We start from the raw sequence: 25347 nt of genomic DNA, 5'->3' as shown, positions 1-25347 counted from the left end.
GTCCTCTCCCGTCAGCCGTCCGGCGTCACCGCCGGCCGCCGACCGACCGGGGTGCGGATCGCGGCGAGCCCTCGCCCGCCGACGCGGTGCGAACCGGTCCGGACCGCACCGGGCAGTTGGCCGGCGCGGCTCACCGCGGCTCACCGTGCTTCGTCGCCTCCAACGCCCGCAGCACCGCGAGTTCCTGGGCCGTCGGCGGCTCACCCGTGGTCAGCCGCTCCGCGACGGCGAGGTCCCAGCCGGTGGCCGCCCGCGCCTGCTCCCGCGTCACGCCGGGATGCAGGCGGGTCAGCGTGAGCTCGCAGCTGACCGGATCGGGTTCGAGGACGCCGAGGTCGGTGATCACCAGTCGGGGACCTCCGCCCCGCAGGCCCAGCCGCTCCCGGTCGCCCGGGCCCGCCCCGTACCCGACCGAGGTGACGAAGTCGACCCGTTCGGTGAACGTCCGGAGGTTCTGCCGGACGATCACCACGACCTCGCCGCAGGAGGCGGCGATCTCCGGGGCGCCACCGGCACCGGGCAGGCGGACCTCCGGGGCGTCGTAGTCGCCGCCGACGACCGTGGTGTTGAGGTTGCCGTACCGGTCGAGCTGCGCGGCACCGAGGAAACCCACGTCGATCCGGCCGGGCTGGAGCCAGTAGTTGAACACCTCGGGCACCGACACCACCGCGTCGGCCGTGTCGGCGAGGATGCCGTCCCCGATGGACAGCGGGAGCCGGTCCGGCTTCGCGCCGAGGCAGCCGGATTCGTAGACGAGCACCAGGTTCGGGGCGTCGGTGGCCCGAGCGAGGTTCGCCGCGGTGCTGGGCAACCCGATCCCGACGAAACAGGCGGTGCCGTCGCGTAGTTGCCGCGCGGCGGCGACGGTCATCATCTCGTCCGCGGTCCAGTCCGCCGTCGCGTTCGGGTCGCTCACGCCGGCACTCCGCGTCGCCGGCTGCCGATCGGGGACGGCACGCCGCCACGCCCGGTGAACCGCTCGTTCACACCGCCGCCCCGGCCCGGTGCACGTGCTGGTCCAGCCAGGCGCGGAAGGTGTCGCGGTCCCGGCTGACGGCGTCCCAGGCCCGGTAGAAGTCGTTGTCCCGGACCGAGTAGCCCTGCGCGTACGAGGGGTGCGCGCCACCGGGCACCTCGGCCACCGCGCTGACCGCCCAGCCGGGCAGCACGACCTGCCCGGGTACGGGCGTCAGCTCGTCCACGATCTCCTCGACGGTGACCAGCGATCGGCGGGCGGCGAGCACCGCCTCCTTCTGCACCCCGGTGATGCCCCACATCTGCACGTTGCCGGCCCGGTCGGCGCGCTGCGCGTGCACCACTGTCACGTCCGGACGCAGGGCGGCGACGGCGGTGAGGCCCTCGCCGGTGAAGGGGCAGGTGACGGGCCGGATGTTGGCCGTGTGCCGGGGCAGGTCGGTGCCGGTGTAGCCGCGCAGGACGGCGAACGGCAGCCCGGACGCCCCGGCCACGTAGCGGTTGGCCATCCCGGCGTGGCTGTGCTCCTCCAGCTCGAGCGGACCCGGCCAGGCGTGCTGCACGGCGTCCCGGAAGCGGTGCAGCGACCCCACACCCGGGTTGCCGCCCCAGGAGAAGACCAGGCGACGGGCACACCCCGCGCCGATGAGCTGGTCGTAGATGACGTCGGGCGTCATCCGCACCAGGGTCAGCTCCCGCCGGCCCTGACGGATGATCTCGTGGCCGGCGGCGAACGGGATGAGATGGGTGAACCCTTCCAGGGCCACCACGTCGCCGTCACGGACCAGGTCCGCCACGCCGTCGGCCAGCGAGACGAGCTTCGCCATCAGCCTCCCCGCCTCCTGCGGAACCTGGGCATCACGGGATGTTCGCCATGCGGACTTCCGTGCTCTTCTCGAACGTACGGCGGGGAACGGCATCCGTCAACGACGGGTTCGTCCGGCTCGAACCGCGACGCACGGCGGCCAGGACCGGGCGTTGACGTGAGCCGGACCCCGTGTCAACGTTCCACAAGAGAACACCCGTTCGGTGAGCGAACACTCCGGAAACCTCTTCGAGCGCGGTACCCGTTCCGACATCGGGAGAGAGAGGAGGGGCCGGATGCGTACCCAGGTCGGCATCGTCGGCGCCGGGCCGGCGGGACTCATGCTGTCGCACCTGTTGCACCTGCACGGCATCGAGTCGGTGGTGCTGGAGAGCCGCAGCCGCGACCACGTCGAGCACCGGGTCCGGGCGGGGGTCCTCGAACAGGGCTCGGTCGACCTGCTCTGCCGCACCGGCCTCGGCGCGCGGCTGCGCCGGGAGGGGCTGCGGCACGAGGGCATCGAGCTGCGCTTCGCCGGGGAGTCGCACCGGGTGCCGATGACGGAGCTGACCGGGCGGGCGATCACCGTCTACGGGCAGCAGGAGGTGGTCAAGGACCTGATCGCCGCCCGGCTCGCGGCCGGTGGTGCGGTCCTCTTCGAGGCCGACGCCGTACGTCTGGACGGTCTCGACTCGGACTCGCCGGTCGTCCACTTCCGACGCGACGGGCGCGAGGAGGAGCTGCGCTGCGACTTCGTGGCCGGTTGCGACGGGTTCCACGGGGTGAGCCGGGGCGCGGTGCCCGAGGGGGTGCTGACCAGCTACGAGCGGACGTACCCGTTCGCCTGGCTGGGCGTCCTCGCCGCCGCCGCGCCCGCGGTGGACGAACTCGTCTACGCCCACCACGACCGGGGCTTCGCCCTCTACAGCATGCGCTCGCCCGAGATCTCCCGGCTCTACCTCCAGGTCGCCCCCGACGAGGACCTCGCCGGCTGGCCGGACGAGCGGATCTGGGCGGAGCTGCGGACCCGGCTGGAGACGGTGCCGGGCTGGTCGCTCCACGAGGGACCGATCCTGGAGAAGTCCATCACCCCGATGCGCAGCTTCGTGGTCGAGCCGATGCAGTGGGAACGGCTGTTCCTGGCCGGGGACGCCGTGCACATCGTCCCGCCGACCGGCGCGAAGGGCATGAACCTGGCCCTCGCCGACGTCGCGCTGCTCGGGGACGCCTTCGCCGCGTGGTACGGCTCGGGGCGCACCGATCTGCTCGGGGCCTACTCGGCCACGGCGCTGCGCCGGGTCTGGCGGGCCCAGCACTTCTCCTGGTGGATGACCTCCATGCTGCACCGGCTGGAGCACGACGACCCGTACGAGACGAAGCTGCAGACCGCCACGTTGAGATATGTCGCCAGCTCCCCGGCCTACGCCACGAGCCTGGCCGAGAACTACGTGGGTCTGCCCGAGGTCTGACCGGCCCCGGCACGCCCCGGCGAGAGCGCAGCCACCCGGGTGGACGCCGCGCGACGTTCCCTCCTGCCCGGGTGTCGGCGGGGAGCGACGCCACCACGGCGGAGCGTTGTTCAACTTATTCATGACGGGCGTCAGAAATTCTTGACTTTCGATGCCAGGGTGGCTGACCATGGCCCAACACAGCGGCGTGCGCCCCCACGCAGCGGTTGGTTCACCTGCAGATCCGAGGCATCCGCCGGCTTCGACGCACCCCACCACCCCCGCCCAGGAAGGGCCTCGTCAATGAAGAAGGTCATGGCTCTCGGGCTGATCGCCGTCATCGCGATCGCCCTCACCGGATGTACCGACTCCGACGCGTCCACCCCGTCCGAGAAGTCCTCGGGCGATCTGCGCAAGGTCCGGGTCGCGGCGCTGCCCATCACCGAGACCGCCGCGCTGTGGGGCGGCATCAAGGCGGGCCTCTTCGCCGAGCGCGGCCTCCAGGTCGAGGTGCTGCCCGCCCAGGGCGGCGCGCAGGCCATCCCGGCGCTGATAAGCGGCGACATCGACTTCGCGATCGGCCAGCCCTTCGGCCCGTTCCGGGCAGACCTGCAGAACCTCGGCGTCGTCATCATCGGCAACTACGCCTCCTCGTACGCCGACGGCGACGACATCAATGCCGTGGTGGCCTCGGCGAAGTCCGGCATCAAGCGGCCCGCCGACCTCGCGGGCAAGCGGGTCGCGGTCAACAGCCTGGGCGCCGCCGGCGATGTGACGATCATGGCGGCGGTCGAGAAGGACGGCGGCGACCCCTCCAGGATCAAGTTCGTCGAGGTCGCCTTCCCGGACGCCCCGGCCCAGCTCCAGGCGGGCAACATCGACGCCGCCTGGGTGCCCGAACCCTTCGTCACCCAGCTGAAGAGCCGTGGCGACACCTTCGTCGTCGCGCCCTACCAGGCGGTCGTGCCCGGCCTGGCCACCCTCACCACCATCACCACCTTCGAACGCACGGAGAAGGACGCCAAGCTGGTCGAGGACTTCTCGGCGGCGATGAAGAAGACCCTCGACTGGGCCGAGGACCCCGCCAACGAGGCGGCCGTCCGGCAGGCCATCAAGGACAACCTCGAACTGCCGCCGCCGGTGGCGGAGTCGGTCAAGCTGCCGGCGTTCGGTTGGGACGTCGACCGGGCGAGCCTGCAGACGCTCGCGGAACTCGCGCAGAAGTACAAGGTGCTCAACCAGCAGCCCAACCTGGACCGCCTCATCCGCCAGCAGTAGCCGGCGCGTTCCCGCCCTCCCCGGTCCGGGGAGGGCGGCGCCGCCCGCGCCACCACGGAGGTGACATGCGCGTGCCCACCACCACCCGACGCCTGCGCGCGCTACGCAAGGCGTCGCTGGGCGTCGTCGGCCTGGCCGGGTTCCTCGCCGTCTGGCAGTTGATCCCGACGCTGGGTCTGATCGACCCGCAGTACCTGCCGTACGTGACGGACGTGCTGACCCGGCTGTCCGAGCAGCTCGTCGACCTCGCGTTCTGGCGGCGGCTGGGCAGCACCATGACGTCCTGGGCGATCGGCCTGACGGTGGCGACGGTCGCCGCCGTCGTCCTCGGCACCGTCGTCGGCCTGGTGCCGTTCCTGCGGCGCACGACCCACACCATGGTCGAGTTCCTGCGGCCGATCCCGTCGGTCGCCCTCATCCCGCTCGCCGTGCTGATGTTCGGCATCCAGCGGCAGGCCGCCCTGGTCATCATCGTCTACGCCTCGTTCTGGCAGGTGTTCGTGCAGGTGATCTACGGGGTCGCCGACGTCGACGCGGTCGCCCGCGACACCGCGCGCAGCTTCGGTCTGCGTCGCCGCGAGCAGTGGACGCATCTCGTGCTGCCGACCACCCTGCCGTACCTCATGACGGGCCTGCGGCTCGCGGCGGCGGTCGCGCTCATCCTCGCCATCACCGCGGAGATGGTGATCGGCAACCCCGGCCTCGGCCGCATGATCGAGCTGTCCCGGTCCGCCGGAGACGCCGTCGGCCTGTACGCCCTCGTCGTGGTCACCGGCCTGCTCGGGCTGGCGGTGAACATCGTCTTCCGGTTCGTCGAACGTCGGACGCTGTCCTGGCACCAGTCCGTCCGAGGGGAGCAGGTGCAGTGACCGCATACACCGGCCGGACCGCCACCACCCCCCGCCGCCCGGGGGTCGGCTCCCGCCTCGCCGCGGGCCTGCTGCACGCGCTCGGGCTGCCGCTGCTGCTCCTGGTGGTCTGGGGCCTGGCGGCGACGAGGGCGACGAGCCTGTTCTTCCCCGACCCGACGACGATCGCCGAAGCCTTCGTGGACACCTGGATCGGGCCCGCGTTCGTCGAGGACGTGCTGCCGAGCCTCTACCGCCTGGGCCTCGGTGTCGCCGCGTCGATCGTGCTCGGCATCGCCGCCGGCACCGTCATCGGCCTGACCCAATGGTTGCGCGACCTCCTCGAACCACTGCTGGAGTTCCTCCGGGCCATCCCGCCGCCGGTGCTGATCCCGGTGGTGATGCTGCTGCTCGGCATCACCGACACCATGAAGGTCGTCGTGATCGTCTCCGGCGCGGTCTGGCCGATCCTGCTGAACACGATCGAGGGCGTCCGCGCCACGGACAGCGTCATGACGCAGACCGCGCAGTCGTTCCGGGTCACCTGGTGGGAACGGCTCTGGTTCCTCGTGCTCCCCGCCGCCAGCCCCCGGATCATGGCCGGGGTCCGACAGGCCCTCTCGGTCGCGCTCATCCTGATGGTCATCTCCGAGATGTTCGCCTCGTCCTCCGGGCTCGGCTACCGGATCGCCTACTTCCAGCGCAACTACCTCATCGCCGAGATGTGGAGCGGCATTCTGCTGCTCGGCCTCGTCGGTGTCTTCCTCGCCGTCGCTTTCGGTCTCGTCGAACGGCGCGTCCTGCGCTGGTACCACGGAATCAGGGAGGTCCACCGTGCCTGACCGGCGCACCCTGCTGCGGGTGGAGCAGCTGCGAAAGGTCTACGAGTCCGCCACGGGGAACGTCGAGGCGATCGGGGACATCAGCTTCACGATGGACGCCGGCGAACTCGTCTGCATCGTCGGGCCGTCCGGGTGCGGCAAGACCACCCTCCTGAAGTGCCTCGCCGGCCTGCTGCGGCCCACCGGTGGCGTGGTCGAGATGGACGGCTCGCCGGTGACGGGCCCCAGCCCGGCCATGGCCGTCGTCTTCCAGGAGTACGGCCGCAGCCTCTATCCGTGGCTGACGGTGCGCGGCAACGTCGAACTTCCGCTGCGGCACAAGAAGCTCTCCCGCGCGGACCGCGACACACTGGTCGCCGACGCGCTCGAGGCGGTGGGCCTGGCGCACGCCGCGCGGAGCCACCCGTGGCAGCTCTCCGGGGGGATGCAGCAACGCGTGGCGATCGCGCGGGCCATCGCCTACCAGCCCGAGGTCCTGATCATGGACGAACCGTTCGCGGCGGTGGACGCGCAGACCCGGGCCGACCTGGAGGACCTGGTCCGCGAGCTGCACACCAGCCGCGGCATCTCGATTCTCTTCGTCACCCACGACATCGACGAGTCGGTGTATCTGGGCCAGCGGGTTCTAGTATTGTCCAACTCGCCGACCTGGGTCCGGGAGGACCTCACGATCGATCTGCCGCCGGAGCGCGACCAGATCACCACCCGCGCCCTGCCCCGCTTCACGGAGTTGCGGACGCACGTCTACGGCGAGATCCAGCGGGCCAAGCGCGGGCAGACGGTGGCACCGCAGTCCGCGCCGTGATCGGCGCGCGGACGACGAACTCGCCGAAGGGGAGGACTGTGGGCAGCCGTCAGCCGAAGCAACTGCTGCTCGCCTTCTTCGGCGAGCACGTGGTCGACGATGCCACCGGGCCGATCCGGGCGAGCGTCCTGATCACCGTGCTGGAGGGTGCGGGCGTCGCCGCGCCGGCGACGCGGGCGACCCTCGACCGGCTCGTCCGCAGCGGCCTGCTCGTCCGCAGCAGGAGTGGCCGGGAGACCCTGTTCTCGCTGACCGAGCACGGGGTGGCGGTGCTGCGCGAGGCGACGTACCGGGTACGCGGGCCGCGCCCGTTCGACCCCCAGGGCAGCGGCTGGACCCTGGTCACCTTCTCGATCCCGGAGGGCCAGCGGATGCTGCGACACCGGCTGCGTTCGACCCTCACCTGGGAGGGCTTCGCGCCGATCCGGGACGGGCTCTGGCTGGCACCCGGCGAGGTCGACCTGGCCGGGTCGTTGGAGCCGCTGCGGCAGGACCTCGCGCCCCACGCCGTAGTCGCCTTCCACGCCCGCGAACTCGCCGGCTTCCCGATCGGCGAGAGCGTACGCGCCGCGTGGGACATCGAGGCGATCCGGCGCGAGCACCTCGCCTTCATCGACATCTGGGACGACCCGGCCGCGACGACGACGGCGTCGAGCGCGCTGACCGTACGGACGATGCTGGTGGCGGACTGGCTCGCGCTGCTGCGGGCCGACCCGAGGCTGCCGGCCGAGTTCATGGACGCGCAGTGGCCGGCCAACCGGTCGGTGGAGACCTACCGTCGGATGCACCGGAGGCTGGCCGAGGCGTCCTCGGCGGAGTTCGCCGAACTGGTCACGGCCCGGCCAGCCGTCAGCCGCCGAAGCGGGCCCGCAGGTCGGCCTTCCGCACCTTCCCCGACGCGGTCCGCGGCAGCTCGTCCACGATGACCACGTTCTTCGGCAGTTTGTAGCGCGCGATCCTGCCGTCGAGGTACGCCCGGACGGTGTCGGTGTCCACGGACGCCCCCTCCCGGACGGTCACGATCGCCCACGGCACCTCCCCCCAGCGCTCGTCCGGCACCCCGATGACCGCGGCCGAGAGCACCCCGTCGATCTCGCCGAGCAGCAGCTCCAGCTCGGCCGGGTAGATGTTCTCGCCGCCCGATATGATCATGTCCTTGAGCCGGCCGGTGACGTGCAGGTAGCCGTCGGCGTCCAGGTGACCCAGGTCGCCGGAGCGGAACCAGCCGTCGGCCGTGAAAGCCTCCGCGGTCGCCTCCGGGCGCCCGTGGTAGCCGGGAAAGACGTTGGGCCCGGCCACCTCGATCTCACCGACGACGCCGGCGGGCAGCACGGCGCCGGTCGGGTCGGTGATCCGCACGTCGGTGAAGAAGTGCGGCAGGCCGACGCTGCCCTGCTTGGCACGGGTCATCGGCGGCGGCAGCGCGGTCACACCCGGAGACGCCTCGGTCATGCCGTACCCCTGCGAGAACGACAGACCCCGCGTCTCGTACGCGTGCAGGATGCGGGCCGGCACGGCCGAGCCGCCGCAGGTGAGCTTCGCCAGCGTCGACAGGTCGGTCGAGGCCCAGGCGGGATGGTCGGCCATCAGCTGGTAGGTGGTCGGCACGCCGCTGAGCATGGTGACGCCGTGCCGCGCGATCTGCGCGAGCGCGCGGCCCGGCTCGAAACCCTTCTCGAGGACCATCGTGGCGCCCTTGAGGATGACGGGCAGGGCACCCATCCCGAGCGAGGCGACGTGGAACAGCGGCGAGATCATGAGCGCCACGTCGGTCGAGACGACGTCGTAGTCGACCACACAGTTGAGCGCGACCCAGGTGAGGTTCCCGTGGGTCAGCACGGCGCCCTTGGCCCGGCCGGTCGTGCCCGAGGTGTAGACGATCGCCGCCGGATCGCCGGGCCCGGTGTCGGTCCGGCCGGTGGACCCGGCGTCGACGGCCCGCGCCAGGCGGGCGAGCCCCGGCAGATCCGTGGTGCCCTCTGCGGTGACGATGACGTACGGGGGCCGGGCGGCCGGCAGGGCGGCGGCCACCGGCGTCGCGAACTCCGGGTCGTGGATCAGCACCCGGGCGTCGCAGTCCGCCAGGACGTAGCCGATCTCGGGTGCGGCGAGCCGGGTGTTGACCGGCACGAAGACGGCACCGACCTGCGCCGCCCCGAACATCACCTGGAGGAACTCCGGGCTGTTCTCACCCAGGTAGGCGACGGCGTCACCCTTGCCGACACCCCGCTGACGCAGCACCGCCGAGACCCGGTCCGCGGCGTCGGCGAACTGTCCGTACGTCATCGTCGCCCCGTCGCCGTGGACCAGGGCGACCCTGTCCGGGGACTTGAGCCGGCGCTTGGCCACCCAGACGCCGATTCCGTGCTGGTGCATCATCAGTCTCCTGGGGGTGGAGGTGGTGCGCTCACCCGGCGCGGCGGACGCCCCCGGGCTCAGGCGTGGAAGCGGTACAACCCGCGCGCGACGACCGCCGGCTTGGTGCCCCCCTCGATCTCGATCGTCTGGTCGACGACGAGCTGGTAGCCGCCGCGGACCTCGACGACCTCGACGACGGTGGCCTGCATCCGCACCCGCGCCCCGACCACGACCGGCGCGGGGAAACGCACCCGGTCGAGGCCGTAGTTCACCTTCGTGGACACGCCCTTGACCTCGAGCAGCTCGGTCCAGAACGGGACCGCCAGCGACAGGGTGAGGAAGCCGTGCGCGATCGGTGCGCCGAACGGGCCGGTCCTCGCCCGCTCGGCGTCGACGTGGATCCACTGGTGGTCGTCCGTGGCGTCCGCGAACAGGTTGACCTGGTCCTGGGTGACCGTCCGGTACCCGGTGCGCCCGAGATCGGTGCCGGCGAGCTCGGCGAGCTGGTCGTAGGTGATGGTCGTCGTCATGGCGGTTCCTCTCGTCGTCACCGGGCCAGGCCCAGCAGCCGGGCCGCGTTGTCCTTCAGGATGCCCGGGAGCACGTCCGGCTTGAGGTCGGTGGCCGCCACGTCGCGCAGCCAACGGTCGGGGGTGAGCAGCGGGTAGTCGGTGCCGAAGAGCACCCGTCGCTTCAGCACGGAGTTGGCGTGGCGCACCAGCTCGGCCGGGAAGTACTTCGGGCTCCAGCCGGACAGGTCGATCCAGGTGTTGTGCTTGTGCGTGGCCACCGACAGCGCCTCGTCCTGCCAGGGCACCGACGGGTGGGCCATGATGATCTGCAGGTCGGGGAAGTCGGCCGCGATCGGGTCGAGCAGCATCGGGTTCGACAGGCCGAGCCGCAGGCCGTAGCCGCCCGGCGTGCCCGCGCCGATGCCGCTCTGCCCGGTGTGGAAGAGCGCCGGCACCCCGGCCCGTTCGATCAGGGCCCACAGCGGCGCGTACTCGTCGTGGCTGGGGTCGAAGCCCTGCACGGTGGGGTGGAACTTGAAGCCGCGTACCCCCTCCTGCTCGATCAGCCGGGCGGCGAGTTCGAGGGCGGCTTCGCCGGTGCGCGGGTCGACCGACCCGAACGGGATGAGCACGTCGGCGTGCCCGGCCGCCGCGCGGGCGATGTCGGTGCTGGACAGCGGCGGGTGTCTCAGCTGCGTACGGGCGTCCACGGTGAAGACGACGGCGGCCATGTTCCGCTCGCGGTAGTACTGCGCCACCGCGTCGATCGCGGGCCGTGGCCCGTCCGTCCGGAAGTACCTCGACACCGCCGCCACGAGCGGCTCGGGCAGTGAGGCGTGACCGTGGTCGTCGACCTCGATGTGCACGTGCATGTCGATCGCCGTGACGGTGTCGAGGTCGATCGCGGGCTGGTACATGGGTGGCAACCTTCGTCGGGCTGGTCTGGTCCGGCGGGTCAGGTCGGGCGGACGGTCTCGTCGGCGGGTGTGCCGATCGCGGCGTGCCGGGTCAGGTCGGGCGGGCTCAGGGGGCCGCGGGCTGGAACTCCTCGGGGAGTTCCGGGAAGCGTTCACCGACGCCCTGCGCGGCCCCGGCGAACGTCGCCGGCCACGCCGCCCTCAGCGCGTCGTAGGTCCAGCCGCCCTCCCGGTACGCGGTCAGCGCCGCCTCCGGGTGGGTCCAGATCTGGAGGCGGTCACCGCCCACCCCGATCACCTGCCCGGTCACCGAGGCCGCCGCGTCGGAGCCGAGGAACGCGACCAGCCCGGCCACGTCGTCGGCCGTGCCGAACCCGAGGTCGTGCCGGAAGAACGCGGGCACCGGCTCGCCGTTGGCCTCGGCCCGCACCGCTGCGGCGAAGTAGGGGACGCTGGCGGTCATCGCGGTCGCGGCGACCGGGACCACGGTGTTGGCGGTGATGCCGGCCCGCTTCAGCTCGATCGCCCAGGTACGGACCATGCCGACGATGCCCGCCTTGGCGGCCGCGTAGTTGGTCTGGCCGAAGGTGCCCCGCTGACCGGTGGGTGACCCGATGCAGATGATCCGCCCACCCTCGCCGGCCTGCCGCATGTGCTGCACCGCCTCGCGCACGGTGGTGAACGTGCCGCGCAGGTGCACGTTGATGACGGTGTCGAAGTCGTCGTCGCTCATCTTCCACAGCACCGTGTCGCGCAGGAGGCCGGCGTTGGTGACCAGGATGTCCAACCGCCCGAAGTGCTCCACCGCCGTGCTGACGAGTTCCTTCGCGGTCTCGGTCGGGCCGACCGGCGCGGTCACCGCGACGGCCCGGCCGCCGGCCGCCCCGACCGCCGCCACGGCGTCGGCGATGGCCTCGGCGTCGATGTCGTTGACCACGACGGCGGCGCCACGTCGCGCCAGCTCCTGCGCGTAGGCGAGCCCGAGACCCCGTCCGGAGCCGGTGACGATGGCGACCTTGCCGTGCAGTGACATTGACACACTTCCTTTCGTCGATGCGATCTGAGCACGAACCGTTGACAATGTCAATTATTTGGGATGCTTGCTACCATCGTCGCCATGTCCCCCGTCGAAAGGACCCGGTCGACCGGACGCGACCGGCTGCGGGACAGCGTGCTCGCCGACGACCTGAGCTTCCTGCTGGCCCGGGTCAACGCGCTCACCCTCGCGGCGGCGAACGCCGCCCTCGCCGCGCACGGGTTGAAGGCCCGCTCCTATTCGGTGCTCGCCCTGGCCGCCGACGACGTCCGCCCCACCCAGCGGGAACTCGCCGAGTTCCTCCGTCTCGATCCGAGCCAGGTCGTCGCCCTCATCGACGGGCTGGAGAAGCGCCAGTTGGTCGAGCGGCGCGCCGACCCCGCCGACCGCCGCGCCAACGTCCTCGTCGCCACCGACGCCGGCCGGGCCCTGTTCGCCCGCGCCCAGGACTCCGCCCGCGCCGTGGAGCTCGGCTCGCTGGCCGCCGTGACGCCGGAGGACCACGAACGGCTGGCCCACCTGCTGCGGCGGCTGGCCTTCCCCGACTGACGGTGACCGGGGCGAGCGGTTACCGGGTCCGCACCGACGAGCATGCGGGCGCGGTGCCGTCGTGACCTCACCCGCTCGGCGGTGACCGGCGGGGCCCGGTCACGGCGTCGCGTACGCAGCGGTGATCGCGCCCGCCCGGGTGGTCACCGACGCGCACTGCTGCCCAGCGCCCGGGAGACCACCCGGCCCGCCGCCTGGACCAACGGGGCCAGCGCCACCGGGTCCGCCCGGTCGTGGGCGACCACCAACGAGATCGCCGCCACCACCCCCTCCGGGGCGCGGATCGGGGCGGCCACCGACAGGGCGTCCATGGTGACCTGGCGGTCGCTGACCGCGTACCCGACCCGGCGCACCTCGGCGAGGCAGCGGCGCAGCCGCCCCGGGTCGGTGACGGTCAGGTCGGTGTAGCGCTCCAGGGGCGCGGCCAACACCTGTTCCTGGACCTCGGCCGGCGCGTGGGCGAGCAGGACCAGCCCGACGCCGGTGGCGTGCAGCGCGAAGCGGCCACCCACCCGGGTGAGTACGGGCACCGCGTGCCGTCCGGCGATCCGTTCGATGAAGACGAGTTCGAGATCCTGCCGGACGGCGAGCTGGACGTTCTCGTGCGTCACCTCGTACAGGTCCTCCATGACCGGGAGGGCCACCTCCCGCAGCCCCAGACCCCGTGGCGCGAGCGAACCCACCTCCCACAGCCGCAGGCCGATCCGGTACCGCCCGTCGTCGCCGCGCTCCAGCGCTCCCCACGCGAGGAGTTCCGCGGCCCGCCGGTGCGCGGTGGGCAGCGGCAGCCCGGCGCGACGGGCCAGCTCACTCAGGGTCAACGCCGGGCTGGCCGGGCTGAACGCGTCGAGCAGTGCCAGCACCCGGCTCGTCACCGACCGTCCCGGCTGCCCGCGCATCCCGCCATCATCCCCGCCCGCGCCGGCCGGTCACAGCTCCAGGACGAGCCGGGGCGTACGGGCCCGGGACACACAGATCAGCATGGTGTCCCCCGCAGCCCGATCCTGCGCGGTGAGCACGGTGTCACGATGCTCCGGCACGCCGGCGAGCACCGGGGTCTCGCAGGTGCCGCAGGTGCCCTCCCGACAGGACGAGAGGACCGGCACGCCGGCCTCCTCCACCGCCCGCAGGATCGACGTGCCCGGTGGCACGGTCACCGTCCGCCCGGAGAGCGCGAGTTCGACCTCGATCGCCGTCCCCGCCGGGCCGACGTCGCCCGTCGGGGTGAAGCGCTCCACGTGCAGGCAGCCGGGCGGCCAGTCACGACAGTGCTCCTCCACCGCCCTGACCAGCGGCTCCGGCCCGCAGCAGTAGACCAACCCGGTGTCGGGCCCGCCCAGCAGCCCGGCCAGGTCGAGCAACCCGGTCTCGTCCTGCGGGTACAGGCTCACCCGGTCGCCGTAGCTCTCCCGCAGGGTCGCGGCGAAGGCCATGGTGGCGCGGCGGCGTCCCCCGTACACCAGTCGCCAGTCGGCGCCGGCGGCGTCGGCGGCGGCGACCATCGGCCGGATCGGGGTGATCCCGATGCCGCCGGCGACGAACAGGTAACGCCGGGCCGCGAGCAGCGGGAAGGTGTTGCGGGGCCCGCGCACCCGGACGGTGACGCCGACGGTGAGCCGATCGTGCACCAGCCGGGAACCGCCACGCCCGTGCGACTCGCGCTGCACCGCGATCCGCAGGGCGGACCGGTCCGCCGGGTCGCCGCAGAGCGAGTACTGGCGGACCAGCCCGGCGCCCAACTCCAGGTCGACGTGCGCGCCCGGCGTCCACTCGGGCAGGTCGCCGCCGTCCGGACAGCGCAGGCTGATCGCGACGACCTCCGACGCCACCTCCTCCCGACCCGCGACCGCCAACTCCGTCCCGGCCAGTTCGTCCGCGGTCACACCCGCACCGCCAGCGGCCCCGGCGTTCCGGACGCCGCCACGGCCGTGGCCCGGTGGTCCTGCGGGTGGGCCAGCAGCCACTCCCACAGCTCGACCGGCTCCTCGGCTATCCGCTCGGCGCCGCAGTGGCAGATCCCGCGCAGGGTGTCGGTGCCCGGCACCCAGTGGACCCGGTAGACCCGGTCCCCGGTGAGCACGCCGACTCGGGCGGTCACCGCGGCGCTCCCACCGTCCCCGACCCGACCAGGCGGGCCAGCAGCCGCCGGGCGGCCAGGCCGCCGGTGTCGATGTTGATGCTCAGTTCCTGGTACCGGTCCGGCTCGGCCGCGATCACCTGCTCCAGGATGTCGAGCGCCGCCACGTCCTGCATGACCACGGTGTGGTTGCTGTGGTGGAGGTACTCGCTGACCGACTCGTCGTCGATCGCGAAGTCGCGCGCCACCGCCCAGAAGTCGTACGTGGTGTGCTCGGTCGACGGGGTGATGGCGTACACGATCTCGGCATGGAAGGCTTCGGTGTCCTCGCCCCCGGCGGGTGGAAGGACCCCCTGCGGTGCGATCCGGCTGTGCAGCAGGTAGAGGCAGGGCGGGTGGTACTCGATGTCCTGCCACCGGGTGATCCGTCCCGTGATCCCGGTCGAACGCGCGTAGAACGGCGGGCACTCGGCGTCGTCCATGTGCCGGCTGACGTGGACGACGCCCCGGTCCTCGTCCACCTCGGTGGTGATCGGGGTGTTCGCCACCTCCGGTGTGCCGATGTAGCCACCGTGCAGGTAGGTCTCGTGGGACAGGTCCATCAGGTTGTCCACCAGCAGCCCGTACCGCGCGTTCAGCGGGGCCATGCCGCGCACCACCGCGTACCGGGGGTCGGCCAGCCAGGGCGCGCGGGGAATCGCGGCCGGATCGGCCCGGTCCCGGTCGCCGATCCAGACCCAGACGAAGGAGTCCTGCTCCACCACCGGGAACGAGGCGACCCGCGCGGTGCGCGGGATGCGCTGCTGACCGGGTACGAAGACACAGGCGCCGGTCGGGTCGTAGGTGAAACCGTGGTAGCCGCAGACGATCGTGTCGCCGTCGAGCCGGCTCTCCGACAGCGGGAACCGCCGGTGCACGCACCGGTCGGCCAGCGCCACCGCCTGCCCGGCGCCGGTGCGGTACAGCACCAGCGGCTCACCGAGCACCGTGCGGGCGAGCAGATCCCGCCCGACCTCGCTGCCGTGGGCCGCCACGTACCACTGGTCCCGGGCGAACGCCATCCGACCGACCTCCTCCTCGACGCGCATCGATGGGATCGCATCATCCCGTGCGGTGTCCGCCGCGGGGACCGGGGCTTTCACTGAATGGAAGCCGGGGCCGGGGTTCGGGCGACGTCATACCCGGCCTACGAACGGGCCGCCCGAGCCGATCAGCCATCGGTCGTACTTTGGGACGATCTGGAGTCGCACCACCGTTCGTACGATGGTCCTATGCACCCTCGCCTACGTGCGGTGTTGGCCGAGCCGCGTGTCTCACCCGCCCGATGATCCAACCGGTTGCCGTCAGCCGCTGTCGCCCACGGCGGTCCCGCCTGATGCGGTCGTCGGAAACGTCCCGAACCCTCGTAGCCACTCGTCACGGTGACCACGGAAGGTCGAATCTGGAGTCTCTCGACGCCGATCCGTCACCGGTACGGAGCCGGGCCGGACGGCGCGGCGAACGGGTTCGGGGGCTGCCGACGACCGTCGAACGCCTTCCGGGCGGCCCGCTCCGTGATCGCGGCGACCTCCTGTTTCGCGGCGGCGGAGATGCGGGCGGCATCGGGCTCCTTGTACCAGGGACGCAGCCGGATCACCGCCGGGCGGATGCCGGTGGCCAGCAGCAGCGCGGTCCCCTTCGGCAGTGCGCGGATCCTGTCCGGTGGCAGGATGTTCTCCTGCCGGTACGAGGTGGAGCGTGAGGAGCCGTCGCGGCTGCGCGAGACACTGATCGTGCTCACGTCGTGCTGGCCCACCAGCTTGGAGATCTTCTCCACGAAGTCGGCGTCGTCCAGGCCCGCACCGAGCAACTTGATCGTGGCGGCACCCCACAGCGCATCCATCCCCGCGTCACCCCAGACCCGTGACCCCTGCCGGTAGCTCTGCAACAGCGTCACCACGTTGATCCCCCGCGAGCCGAGGTGGGAGTAGAGGTCGGGCAGGTCGGAGATCCGGCAGACGTTCGCCGCCTCGTCGAGCACCGCCGTCATCGGCGGGTCCAGCCGCCCACCCATCCGCTCCGCGGCGACCACTCCGGCCCGGAGGGTGGCGTCGGCGATGCCGGCGATCACCCCGGCCGCCGAACCGCCGCCGTCCTTGGAGAGCAGGTAGAGCGTGTCCCGGCCGAGCACGTGCAGGTCCGGGCGGAACTGCGGCAGGTTCGGGTCGTACGACACCCAGGCGAGGATCTCCGGGTCGAGCAGGCAGGCCACACACTGGCGGGCCGTCTCGTAGATGCCGTCCCGGGTCTCGACCGCGCCGCGCACCGTACCCTGCAACTGCTCGGCCATCGCGCTCATCCCGGCGTCGCGGAGCAGATCGATCGGCGTACGGTCGGCCGGGTCGGCGAGCCAGCCCAACAGGTCGGAAACCGTGGCCCTGCCCCTTGCGGCGGCCAGGAAGAGCGCCGTGAGGGTGTTCTGCGCGGCCGAGATCCAGAAGTCCTTCTTGGCCGTGTCGTCGTTGACCGAGGCCACGAAGTGCCCGGCCAGCCGCCGCGCGCCCTCGATCGTCACGCACTCGGCGAGCATGTTCCACCACATCTCGCGGGGGGTGTGCGCGATGCCCTGCGGGTCGAAGGTCCAGACCGTGCCGATCCGCTCCCGCTCGGCCCGGGTCACCGAGTACACGTCGGACTTGTTCGAGGTGAGCAGCACCGCTCCGCGGGCCCGGAGGACCCGGGGGATGGCGATCCCGGTCGACTTGCCGGCGCGCGGCGCCATCAGGTCCAGCTCGACGTCCTCGTAGGAGGATCGCAGTTCGGGCCCGTTCGGCATCAGGTCGCCGAGGAGGTTGCCCCGCTCGTCCGGCGGCAGGTCCCGGATGCCCTGCAGCGAAGGACGCAGCTCGCGGGCGCGGGCCGCGATCCCCGCCGGTGCCAGCGACGCCAACTCGTGCGCCCCGGCGAGTCCCTTGCCACGTCGGCGCAGTTCCATGACGGTACGGACGGCAAGGCTGCCGGGCAGGACGAGCAGCACGGTCAGTACCAGCATGCCGGCGTAGACCGCGATCGGCGACACGCCCGGCCAGAGCACCCCGGTCCGCCCGGAGACCAGCAGGACGTACGAGTCCAGCGTCAACGGTGGCGGGTGCCAGCCGTGCATGGTCGCCACGGCGCCGAGAGTGCCGCCGCACCAGGCCACCAGGAAGATCGCGGCGTTCGCGAGCGCCACGATGGAGAAGACCCAGAAGAACATGTCGGCGCCCTGCGGACGGCCGCCGGGCGAGCCGCTCACGACGACCACCCCTCGCCGTCGGTCACCAGCTCCGGCCGGGTGACCAGGTTGCTCAGCTCGGCCTCGGCCTCGAAGGCCAGCATCCGGGCCGCCGCCCGCTCGGCGGCCTGCTCCTGCGCGTACCCGTTCTGCGCCCAGCGCAGGTTCGTGTCGTGCAGTCGCCGCTCGGTGTCGGTGATGGTGACCCGGATCGGGATGCCCGGCCGTCCGCCGACCTTGATCAGGAACCGGCCGCGACCGGGGGGTTCCTCGTTCGTGCCGGTGCTCGCCCAGCCGGGCGGGGACGACCACGACGAGACCAGCTCGATCTCCCGCCGGGACATGCCCACCACCCGGCCCAGCTCCTGCATCTCGGCCATCGGCAGGCCGGCGCAGGCGACGATCCCGGCCCGCTCCACGAAGCCGCGCGCCTTCGCCCGGTCCGAGTCACTCCCCAGCGCCTCGGCGTCCTTGAGGGTGTGGGTGATCTTCGCGTCGCCGAGGCCCAGCGAACGGTTGAGCCTCGTCAGGGCGTCGATCCGGTCGACGATCCCGGAGGCGGCCCGCAACGGACGCCACAACTCGTCGAGGATGGTGAAGAACCAGCGGCGCGGCGCCAACCCCGCGTCGGCCAGGGCGTGCGAGGCGGCCACCGTACCCAGACCGTCGGACCAGGCCGCGAGCATCGCCGCCGCGGTGAGCTGGGTGTCCGCCTCACCGATCCGGGAGATGTCGATGCACACGGCCGGGGCGTCGGGGTCGATGCGGGTGGAGGTCTCCGCGCCGAAGGTGTCCCCCAGCGCCCCGTCGAGAATGCCCAGCAGCGACCGGTGCAGCGGGTCCACCGCGTCCCGGTACCGGGTCTCCTGGCCCCGGTCGAGGGTCACCGCACGGACCCGGTCCGGCCCCTCCTCCAGCACCCGCAGCAGATCGGGCAGGAGGGCCGCGCGGTGACTCGGCGTACGTTCCCGCAGGTGACGCAGGCAGGCGGAGAGCACCGCCTGCTCGTGGTCGTCCAGCGCCCTACCCCGCACGATGGTCAGCAGCGCCGCCACCATGTTCAACACCCGCCCGTGGGTCTCGGCGGCGAGCGCCTTGCCCGCCTGGCCGCCGATCCGCTCGGCGGCGATGCCCATCGCCCCCGGGTCCAGCACGTTGATGCCGCCGACCCCGCGCCCGATCGGGATCACCTGGCCACCGAGCGCGCGGACCGTGTCGGCGTAGTCGGGCTTGAGGTCGCCGAGCACCAGTGGGACCACGCCGGTGGCGGCCAGCCCGACCGCCATCCGGTTGATCAGCGTGGATTTACCCAGGCCGGGCATGCCGAGCATGAACAGCGAGGGGTTCGAGATGTAGCGGGCGCGGGTGAACCAGGACAGCGGGTCGCCGCAGACCGTGGCGCCGGTGAAGAGGTGCTGCCCGATCGGCACCCCGGACATCGGCGCCCCGGAACCGGCGGAGAACGGCCACAGCCCGCACGCCTGTACGGTGGTCGCCCGCCACATCGTCGGCGAGTCGAGATAGCCGACCCGGCCACCGCCCCGGCCCGACCAACCGCGCGTCGACTCCGCCGGGGCCGGCCGCTTCCTGGGGTTGTGGCTGGGGACCACCGGGGCACCGTCGGCCGGGTCGCCGGTGAGTCCGGTCAGCGCGGTCGCACCGCCGGAGTGCCCGGCCGGCCAGCCGGCGCCGAGGTCGACCGCCCGCGTCACGGTGCCGGCCCGCTGGCTGCCGGCGGAGCGGGCTCGGATGTCGGTCACATCGCCTCCTGGAGTTCGTGCGGCAGCAGGGTCTGCTCCCAGGGCAGGATCCCGACCGGGAGCGTGCAGCTGAACGCCGCGGCCTGCATGCGGTTGGCGGGGCGCATCGCGATCCGGCTGGAACCGGTCATGTTGCGGACGACCACCGAGGCGTCGTCGAGCTGGTCGGGGGTGTCGACGGTGATGGTGAGCATCAGCGAGAACTCCACCAGCCCCGCCCCGGTCGCCTCCTCGGCGGCGGCCTGCTCGGCGGCGCGCATCTCGGCGCTGGCGCGGGCCTGCACCATGCCACGCTTGGACGTCGCCATGAACTGCGCCGTACGCCGGTCGGACTCGACGATCCGCGCGGAGGTCGCCGGATCGAGCGGCCGGTAGAGCAGGGCGACCCGTTTGCGCCGGGTTCCGTCGGAGGCGTCCAGCATCGTGCGCAGCACGCTGGCGCGCACCGTGCCCCGGGGCGCGAGCGTCAACAGCCAGGTCCGGGAGACACCGGAGTCGTGGTGGTACGCGTCGACCGACTCCACCGCCACGACCGGGCCGGCGTCCTCCCACTCCAGGCCGGTACGGCCGTGCGCGGCCCGTACGTTGAGCACCTCGGCGGCGCAGGCCGGGTCGTAGGCGACCCGGACCATCTCGGCGATCTGCTCGGCGTTCAACGGCTCGGCGACGCCCCCGCCCGCGCTGACCAGCCCGGTCAGCAGGCTCGGCACCCGGATGGCCAGGTCGGCGACCACGTCCTCGGGATCGCGCCGATGCCCGCCGGCCGCGCCGTACGTGAGCGTGATGTAGGAGTTCATCTCGGACGAGGCGGACGGGTAGTGGTCGACCACCTCCGTCATGACGGCCCGAGCGGCGGCGGGCGCGTCCGGGGCGAGGCGGGGCAGGATCTCGTTCGCCAACCGGGTCCCCGGGTCCGGGGCGGTCTCGACGACGACCGAGGCGCCACGCAGCGCCGGCTCGTGGGCGAGCCGGGCCAGCCACTCGCCCCAGAGCGCCACCCAGGTGTCGATCTGGTCCGGGTCGACAAGCGAGCCGCCGTCCGGCTCGCACCGCAGCACGATGGTGTAGAGGTTGCGTCCCTTGTGGTGCAGCACCCCGAAGGCGCGGTCGTAGCCGTCGCGGCCCTCCAGCGCGCTCACCCGGGTGAGCAGGCCGGGCGGGCGGAACCGGCCGCCGGGGCGGGCCGACAGTGGGCCCGAGACGTAGAGGTGCTCACCCCGGGACTTCCGCTGTGACCAGCCGATCCGCAGGGTCAGGAGCTGATACATGTTGCGCCCGTCCTGGGTGCGGACCGCCAGGGGCGCCACCAGGGCCAGGATCGGGATGCCGACCACCGCCGCCGCCGTGAGCGAGATCATCGACGCGAACAGCACCACGACCAGGCCGCCGAAGACACCGACCGTGCCGACCAGACCGAGCGGACCGAGTCCGGCCCGGCGCGGTCGCCGCCAGTTGCCGTACGTGGGTTCGATCGCGGATTCCACCGACATCGCCCTTGTTCCTTCCGTTGACACCGGGACCTGCCCCGATCACGCGGGAGTCCGGTCCGCCGTGCCCCGACCGTGGCCGGAGCCTTACTGGTTGTGTCCTGCGTTGCCGTCGGCACCTTCCACGGAGCTCGTCAGGATGTTCCTGCCGTGCCGACCGGCACCGAGCGCCGCGTCGGTGGCGGCTCCCGCGACGACGCCCGCCACCGGGACGGCTCTGCTCCCCGTACTCGCGCCGTCACCCGTCGCGCCCTGGGCACCATGCGGACCCTGGTCACCCGTTGGCCCGGAAGCTCCACCGGTTCCCTGTCCACCGGATGGACCCTGTCCTCCGTCTCCACCCTGGGAGGATCCTGCGCCGCGCGCGCCGGACGGAGCGCTCCCGCCCTGGTAGGACATGGCGGAGCCGGCGACTTTCTTCGCCCCGGTCGCGACCCCGCCCACCACGGCGGAGGCAGCGGCCCCGGACGGGTCGCCCGTGCCGAGTGCCGCCGTGGCCGGGACAATGATCTTGAGGAGGGCGGGCATCGCGATCGCGGACAGCAGCAGCACGCCGACACCGGCGATGCGCATGTGGACCAGACTGGTCCGGTTCCCTTCGGTGATCATCGCGGAGCCGGAGAACATGATCAGACCGACGGCCGGTTTGTAGATGAGCCAGGCGATCAGCCAGCCGATGTGTTTACGCCACCACCCGGTGCCCCAGTTCGTCATGGACGCGGCAGCCGCCATCGGCAGCGTGCCGAGCAGCATGGTCACCACGCCCAGGCGGATGTAGAGCATCAGGACGTGCACGATCGCCGAGAGCAGCAGCAGGAAGGCGAGAAACAGCAGGAGGAAAGCCTCCATGGTGGTGCCCAGGCCGATGCACGGGACGCTCTTGACGAGATTGAGCGCCGCACTCTGGTAGAGGTGGTCGGAATAGTCGTCGGAGATCTTCACGGCATTGGCAGCGACGGTCGTACCGGCGCCCGCGACCAGGATGACCCTGAGGAAGCCCTGGATCGCGACCCGCCCGGCCTCGCCCCGCCGGTCGAGCGCCATCTTGGCGGCGGCGAAGAGCACCGATCCGATCGCCAGGTAGGTGACCACCCATTCGATCTGGTCACTGATCTGCCCCGGAACACCGGCGTTGTCCTCGCTGAAGTTGGGACCGAGGGTCGGCACCGACTCGCTCAGCTCGCCGAAGATGCTGATCGCACCGGCGAGGATGATGTTCGCCACGATCCGCATCAGCGTCCCGATCGGGTCGCCGAGAAAGTCGAAGAAGCCCGTACCGCCGCCGCCGAGCGCGTCTCCGGGAGCACAGTCCACGTCACCCCCCTCTCAGTTCTTCCACATCGTGAAGCCGGCGTTTCCCGTGACCGTTTCCGACGCCGTACGCACCTCGCCGACCCGGGACGGCTGGACCTTCCAGTCGCCGGCATCCCACCGCACCTCGACGACGGTCGCGACGTACTGCCCGGCCGTGGTCCTGACCAGCAACCGCACGGACGCGGCCTGCGGCGAGTACGTCACGACGCTGTAGCCGGCATAGCTGCCGTGACTCCTGCCCGCGCCAGGCGTGGCGAAGTCGAGGCGTCCCGCCAGGACATCGCGGCCGGTGCCCGCGATCACCTGCTGGGCCACGGTGGCGCGCCAGCCCTGCTCGCCGAGTTGGGTCGGGACCACGTGCGCGGCCAGCACCGCGCCCATCGTGGTGTGCGCGAAGCACCGCAGCACCTGCCCGTCGGCGTACCTCGGGCCGTTGCTCGCCGAGACCGGTATCCGCTTCCCGCTCTCCAGCACCTGCCAGGTCAGGTCGTCCGGAGGAAGGGTCGACGTCGGTGCCGCCGGTACCCCGGCGGCGCACGGGACCGGTGCCGTCATCGCCCCGCCCCCCGTGGCGGAGCCGGCCGGGGCCCCGCCACCGCCGGTCAACCCGATGGCGGCGGCGAGCAGCGCGGAACCCACGATGAAGGCCACCGAGAGGATCCACATCTGCTGCCGCCAGAACGGCGGATCCTCACCGGAGCGCCCTCTGCTGTTGCCGAACACGATGCGCCTCCCGCCTGACTGGTCGGTCGGCCGTCAGAGGAAGAAGTCCGCGAGCGGGCCGGCGCCGGAGACCAGGATGCAGCCGCCGAGCACCATGCCGAGCCGGGACATGTGCTCCGAACTCTCGCCCCGCTTCATCGAGATGGCCATCATGACCCCGGTGATCAACACCCCGGCGACACCGGCAGCGGTCCCGGCCCAGGCGAGCAGACCAAGCAGAGTGTCCATGAGGCTCTTCAGTTTGTCCGGCGCGTTCGGCTTGGGGTCGAAGACACCCCGAACAGGCCCCGGCAGCTCCGGGACGCGGACGACAACGGAGGCGGCAAGGGTGTACGGAAGGTCCATCAGGTTCATGGGGTGCATCTCCTTGAGGCGTGGGCCACCGAAGTGACCGCAGGGGTAGGGCCCGACTCATCCGAAACGAGGCTCATCCGAAACAGACAGAAAGCGGCGCGATCTCCTGCTCACAGCCCGAGGTCGCCGAACCAGGTCACCAGCGGCCCGGCGCTGGCGCCGAGAACGCAGGAGAGCACGACGACGGTGAACCCGCGGAAGTGTTCGCTCTCCTCGCCGGGCGTGCCCCGATTGAGCTGAAGCGCCATCGAGATGCCGACGATCATCAATCCGGCGACGCTGGCGGCCGTGACACTCCAGGCGAGCAGGTTGAGCAGGGGCTCCAGTCCGCCGCTGTCGAGCGGGTTGTACTGGGGCAGCGGCGCGACCGGCGGCAACTGTTCCCGGCGCGGCGTCAGCCCGGCGTACGGTGCTCCGGCGAACTGGATCACCTTTTGCTCCCGGGCCGATCGCGGTCGGCACCGACGGCATCGGCCAGACCGAACAGTTCCTTCGGCACCCGCGTGGGCTCGATACCCAGGCGCCAGGTGGGCATCCAGGGCACCCGGTACAGCGGGGCGATCGACCGCAGCACCCGGATCCGGCGCGCGAGCGGAAGGGGGAGCCGACCGGGCGCGTCCGCCACCAGCACCAGAGCGACCAGTCGCATACCGGCCGGGTGACGGCCCTCGCGCAGCGCGTTCAGCGCCCGCCCGGCGGCACGCATGCCCTCGGCGTTGGTACGCGCCGCCAGCAGCACCTTCGCCGGCTCCCGGAGCGCGGCGTCCGGCCAGCGGCAGCCCAGGTCGATTCCGCCCAGCAGCCCGGTGAGCGTGGTGGTCCCGGCACCGCCGTGCGCCGCTATCCAGCCGAATCCCTGCTCGGAAAGACCCTGCCGTGGGGCCGCGACGGTGCCGTAGGCCGCCGGAACGTCGGCCGGTCCCGGCAGCGCGCGCGGTGCCGTACCAACCGCCGATGAGACGCCCATCCGGAACACCACCCCCTTCCTGTCCGCATCGCTGTCGAAGTCCGTTGCCATCGGTCCGGCGACATTCGGACCGCCGCGGGTGAACCACACGCTGTTCCGTCCCGTTGGACCGGCGACCCCGGACCGGATGACGGACGCCTCTACGGGAGACCCCTGCCCCCGGTTCAAGGCGGGCTCGAACTTTTTCCGGTACGACGAACCCGAGGGAGAAGACATGAGCGGTTCAGGTGAGAAGGGTGCGGGTGGTGGTTCGCAGAAGAGCCAAGCGCTCCTGGTCGGCGCGGCGATCGCGGCAGCCACGACCTGTCTGATCAGCCCGGCCGCCGTCGTGGTCGTCGCCGGGGCGGTGCTCATCATCGGCGGGCTCGGCGTCCTGCTGTTCCCGCTGATCGTGCTGATCATCCTGTTCACCGGCCTGGACAACGGCAGCAGCGCCGACGCCTGGGACCGGGCCGACGAGTCGCTGGCCGCCTTCGAGGGCGACGGCAAGGGCACCCTGGACCGGACCCAGGTCCCCGCGGCCCTGGCCGACACGATCGAGGACGCGGGAGCCGTCTGCACCTCGATCAGCCCGATCGTGATCGCGGCGCAGATCCAGGTGGAGTCGGGGTGGGACGGCGCCAAGGTCGGCCCCGACGGCGAGCTGGGCATCTCGCAGCTGCCACCGGCCGTCTTCGACCGGTACGGCGAGGACACCGACAAGAACAAGAAGACGTCCGCCCTCGACCAGGAAGACTCGGTCATGGCGCAGGCCAGGTACCTCTGTGCCCTGGCGGACGAGGCACAGGGGCTCATCGACCGCAAGGAGGCGATCGGCAGCGCGCTCGACCTGGCGCTTGTCGCGTACGACCAGGGCATGGACGCCGTACGCGAGGCCGGTGGCATTCCCGCCACGGCCGAGGCCCAGGGTTACGTGGCCCAGGTTCGGGCCCGCTTCGGCCAGTACCAGGGCCTGGGTGGCCCACCGCCGAACTTCCCGTCCGCCAGCCCGACCTGAGTCACCACGAGCGGCCGACCCGTCCGACAGTCGTCGAGGGAT

At 72.0% G+C, this 25347-nt stretch carries 26 protein-coding genes; 8 read left to right on the top strand and 18 right to left on the bottom strand.

From position 1 onward, the window contains the following. Positions 1–130: 130 nt before the first annotated feature. A complete protein-coding gene (locus tag ACIG87_RS29430) occupies positions 131–874 on the bottom strand; it encodes a CoA-transferase subunit beta (protein ID WP_396854888.1) in 744 nt (247 codons plus the stop codon). Positions 875–983: 109 nt separating this feature from the next. Further along, positions 984–1802, bottom strand: a complete 819-nt coding sequence (locus ACIG87_RS29425) for a CoA transferase subunit A (RefSeq protein ID WP_396854872.1) — start codon at positions 1800–1802, stop codon at positions 984–986. Positions 1803–2076: 274 nt separating this feature from the next. On the opposite strand from ACIG87_RS29425, the gene ACIG87_RS29420 reads away from it, so the two are divergent. The 6 genes from ACIG87_RS29420 (at position 2077) to ACIG87_RS29395 (ending at position 7927) form a co-directional block, all read left to right on the top strand. Continuing rightward, complete coding sequence (locus ACIG87_RS29420) at positions 2077–3249, top strand: 4-hydroxybenzoate 3-monooxygenase (RefSeq protein ID WP_396854871.1); 1173 nt, start codon at positions 2077–2079, stop codon at positions 3247–3249. 282 nt (positions 3250–3531) lie between these two features. Beyond that, complete coding sequence (locus ACIG87_RS29415) at positions 3532–4506, top strand: ABC transporter substrate-binding protein (protein ID WP_396854870.1); 975 nt, start codon at positions 3532–3534, stop codon at positions 4504–4506. Between the two features lie 65 nt (positions 4507–4571). Next, the gene (locus ACIG87_RS29410) at positions 4572–5375 is read left to right on the top strand and encodes an ABC transporter permease (protein ID WP_396854869.1); all 804 of its coding nucleotides are present in this window, start codon (positions 4572–4574) and stop codon (positions 5373–5375) included. Next, positions 5372–6196 (top strand): ABC transporter permease, encoded by an 825-nt coding sequence (locus ACIG87_RS29405; protein ID WP_396854868.1) that lies wholly within the window; start codon positions 5372–5374, stop codon positions 6194–6196. Before ACIG87_RS29410 ends, ACIG87_RS29405 begins: the two co-directional genes overlap by 4 nt. After that, positions 6189–7001: an ABC transporter ATP-binding protein gene (locus tag ACIG87_RS29400; protein ID WP_396854867.1), complete on the top strand. Its 813-nt coding sequence runs from the start codon at positions 6189–6191 to the stop codon at positions 6999–7001. The genes ACIG87_RS29405 and ACIG87_RS29400 overlap by 8 nt, the downstream gene beginning before the upstream one ends. Before the next feature lie 38 nt (positions 7002–7039). Continuing rightward, positions 7040–7927, top strand: a complete 888-nt coding sequence (locus ACIG87_RS29395) for a PaaX family transcriptional regulator C-terminal domain-containing protein (RefSeq protein WP_396854866.1) — start codon at positions 7040–7042, stop codon at positions 7925–7927. Here the strand turns inward: ACIG87_RS29395 and ACIG87_RS29390 are convergent. The 4 genes from ACIG87_RS29390 to ACIG87_RS29375 all read right to left on the bottom strand — a co-directional run bounded on the left by ACIG87_RS29390 (position 7851) and on the right by ACIG87_RS29375 (position 11821). Next, entirely contained in the window at positions 7851–9377 is a 1527-nt protein-coding gene (locus ACIG87_RS29390; RefSeq protein ID WP_396854865.1) for a long-chain fatty acid--CoA ligase, read from the bottom strand. The genes ACIG87_RS29395 and ACIG87_RS29390 overlap by 77 nt on opposite strands. A 59-nt stretch (positions 9378–9436) precedes the next feature. Beyond that, entirely contained in the window at positions 9437–9889 is a 453-nt protein-coding gene (locus tag ACIG87_RS29385) for a MaoC family dehydratase (protein ID WP_396854864.1), read from the bottom strand. Between the two features lie 17 nt (positions 9890–9906). Next, on the bottom strand, positions 9907–10788 hold the full coding sequence (locus ACIG87_RS29380) for an amidohydrolase family protein (protein WP_396854863.1): 882 nt from the start codon (positions 10786–10788) through the stop codon (positions 9907–9909). 106 nt (positions 10789–10894) lie between these two features. Then, positions 10895–11821, bottom strand: a complete 927-nt coding sequence (locus tag ACIG87_RS29375; protein ID WP_396854862.1) for an SDR family oxidoreductase — start codon at positions 11819–11821, stop codon at positions 10895–10897. Positions 11822–11905: 84 nt separating this feature from the next. On the opposite strand from ACIG87_RS29375, the gene ACIG87_RS29370 reads away from it, so the two are divergent. Beyond that, entirely contained in the window at positions 11906–12373 is a 468-nt protein-coding gene (locus ACIG87_RS29370) for a MarR family winged helix-turn-helix transcriptional regulator (protein ID WP_396854861.1), read from the top strand. 143 nt (positions 12374–12516) lie between these two features. Here ACIG87_RS29370 and ACIG87_RS29365 read toward each other — a convergent pair whose 3' ends face one another. The 12 genes from ACIG87_RS29365 to ACIG87_RS29310 form a co-directional block, all read right to left on the bottom strand. Further along, entirely contained in the window at positions 12517–13272 is a 756-nt protein-coding gene (locus ACIG87_RS29365) for an IclR family transcriptional regulator (protein WP_396854860.1), read from the bottom strand. Between the two features lie 30 nt (positions 13273–13302). After that, a complete protein-coding gene (locus tag ACIG87_RS29360) occupies positions 13303–14256 on the bottom strand; it encodes a PDR/VanB family oxidoreductase (protein ID WP_396854859.1) in 954 nt (317 codons plus the stop codon). Further along, complete coding sequence (locus tag ACIG87_RS29355; protein WP_396854858.1) at positions 14253–14471, bottom strand: hypothetical protein; 219 nt, start codon at positions 14469–14471, stop codon at positions 14253–14255. Before ACIG87_RS29355 ends, ACIG87_RS29360 begins: the two co-directional genes overlap by 4 nt. Further along, a complete protein-coding gene (locus ACIG87_RS29350; protein ID WP_396854857.1) occupies positions 14468–15538 on the bottom strand; it encodes a Rieske 2Fe-2S domain-containing protein in 1071 nt (356 codons plus the stop codon). The genes ACIG87_RS29355 and ACIG87_RS29350 overlap by 4 nt, the downstream gene beginning before the upstream one ends. Positions 15539–15915: 377 nt before the next feature. Beyond that, positions 15916–17724 carry a type IV secretory system conjugative DNA transfer family protein gene (locus ACIG87_RS29345; protein WP_396854856.1) on the bottom strand — a complete coding sequence of 603 codons (1809 nt, stop codon included), beginning with the start codon at positions 17722–17724 and terminating at the stop codon, positions 15916–15918. Continuing rightward, positions 17721–19463 carry an ATP/GTP-binding protein gene (locus tag ACIG87_RS29340; protein WP_396854855.1) on the bottom strand — a complete coding sequence of 581 codons (1743 nt, stop codon included), beginning with the start codon at positions 19461–19463 and terminating at the stop codon, positions 17721–17723. Before ACIG87_RS29340 ends, ACIG87_RS29345 begins: the two co-directional genes overlap by 4 nt. Continuing rightward, positions 19460–20953, bottom strand: coding sequence for an SCO6880 family protein (locus ACIG87_RS29335; protein ID WP_396854854.1), 1494 nt, complete (start codon positions 20951–20953; stop codon positions 19460–19462). The genes ACIG87_RS29340 and ACIG87_RS29335 overlap by 4 nt, the downstream gene beginning before the upstream one ends. Positions 20954–21037: 84 nt before the next feature. Beyond that, a complete protein-coding gene (locus ACIG87_RS29330; RefSeq protein ID WP_396854889.1) occupies positions 21038–22183 on the bottom strand; it encodes a hypothetical protein in 1146 nt (381 codons plus the stop codon). Between the two features lie 93 nt (positions 22184–22276). Beyond that, a complete protein-coding gene (locus ACIG87_RS29325; RefSeq protein WP_396854853.1) occupies positions 22277–22987 on the bottom strand; it encodes a hypothetical protein in 711 nt (236 codons plus the stop codon). Positions 22988–23020: 33 nt separating this feature from the next. Further along, complete coding sequence (locus ACIG87_RS29320) at positions 23021–23341, bottom strand: hypothetical protein (protein ID WP_396854852.1); 321 nt, start codon at positions 23339–23341, stop codon at positions 23021–23023. Positions 23342–23451: 110 nt separating this feature from the next. Continuing rightward, positions 23452–23772 carry a hypothetical protein gene (locus ACIG87_RS29315; protein ID WP_396854851.1) on the bottom strand — a complete coding sequence of 107 codons (321 nt, stop codon included), beginning with the start codon at positions 23770–23772 and terminating at the stop codon, positions 23452–23454. Further along, the gene (locus tag ACIG87_RS29310; protein ID WP_396854850.1) at positions 23769–24308 is read right to left on the bottom strand and encodes a DUF6668 family protein; all 540 of its coding nucleotides are present in this window, start codon (positions 24306–24308) and stop codon (positions 23769–23771) included. Before ACIG87_RS29310 ends, ACIG87_RS29315 begins: the two co-directional genes overlap by 4 nt. Before the next feature lie 214 nt (positions 24309–24522). Between ACIG87_RS29310 and ACIG87_RS29305 the strand changes: the two genes are divergently transcribed. Beyond that, positions 24523–25305 carry a lytic transglycosylase domain-containing protein gene (locus ACIG87_RS29305; protein ID WP_396854849.1) on the top strand — a complete coding sequence of 261 codons (783 nt, stop codon included), beginning with the start codon at positions 24523–24525 and terminating at the stop codon, positions 25303–25305. Positions 25306–25347: the final 42 nt, after the last annotated feature.

It is taken from the genome of Micromonospora sp. NPDC051925 (assembly GCF_044548625.1).
Taxonomy (GTDB): domain Bacteria; phylum Actinomycetota; class Actinomycetes; order Mycobacteriales; family Micromonosporaceae; genus Micromonospora.
Note: the sequence above shows the minus strand (reverse complement) of the source record. Positions and strands in the feature narration are given on the sequence as shown.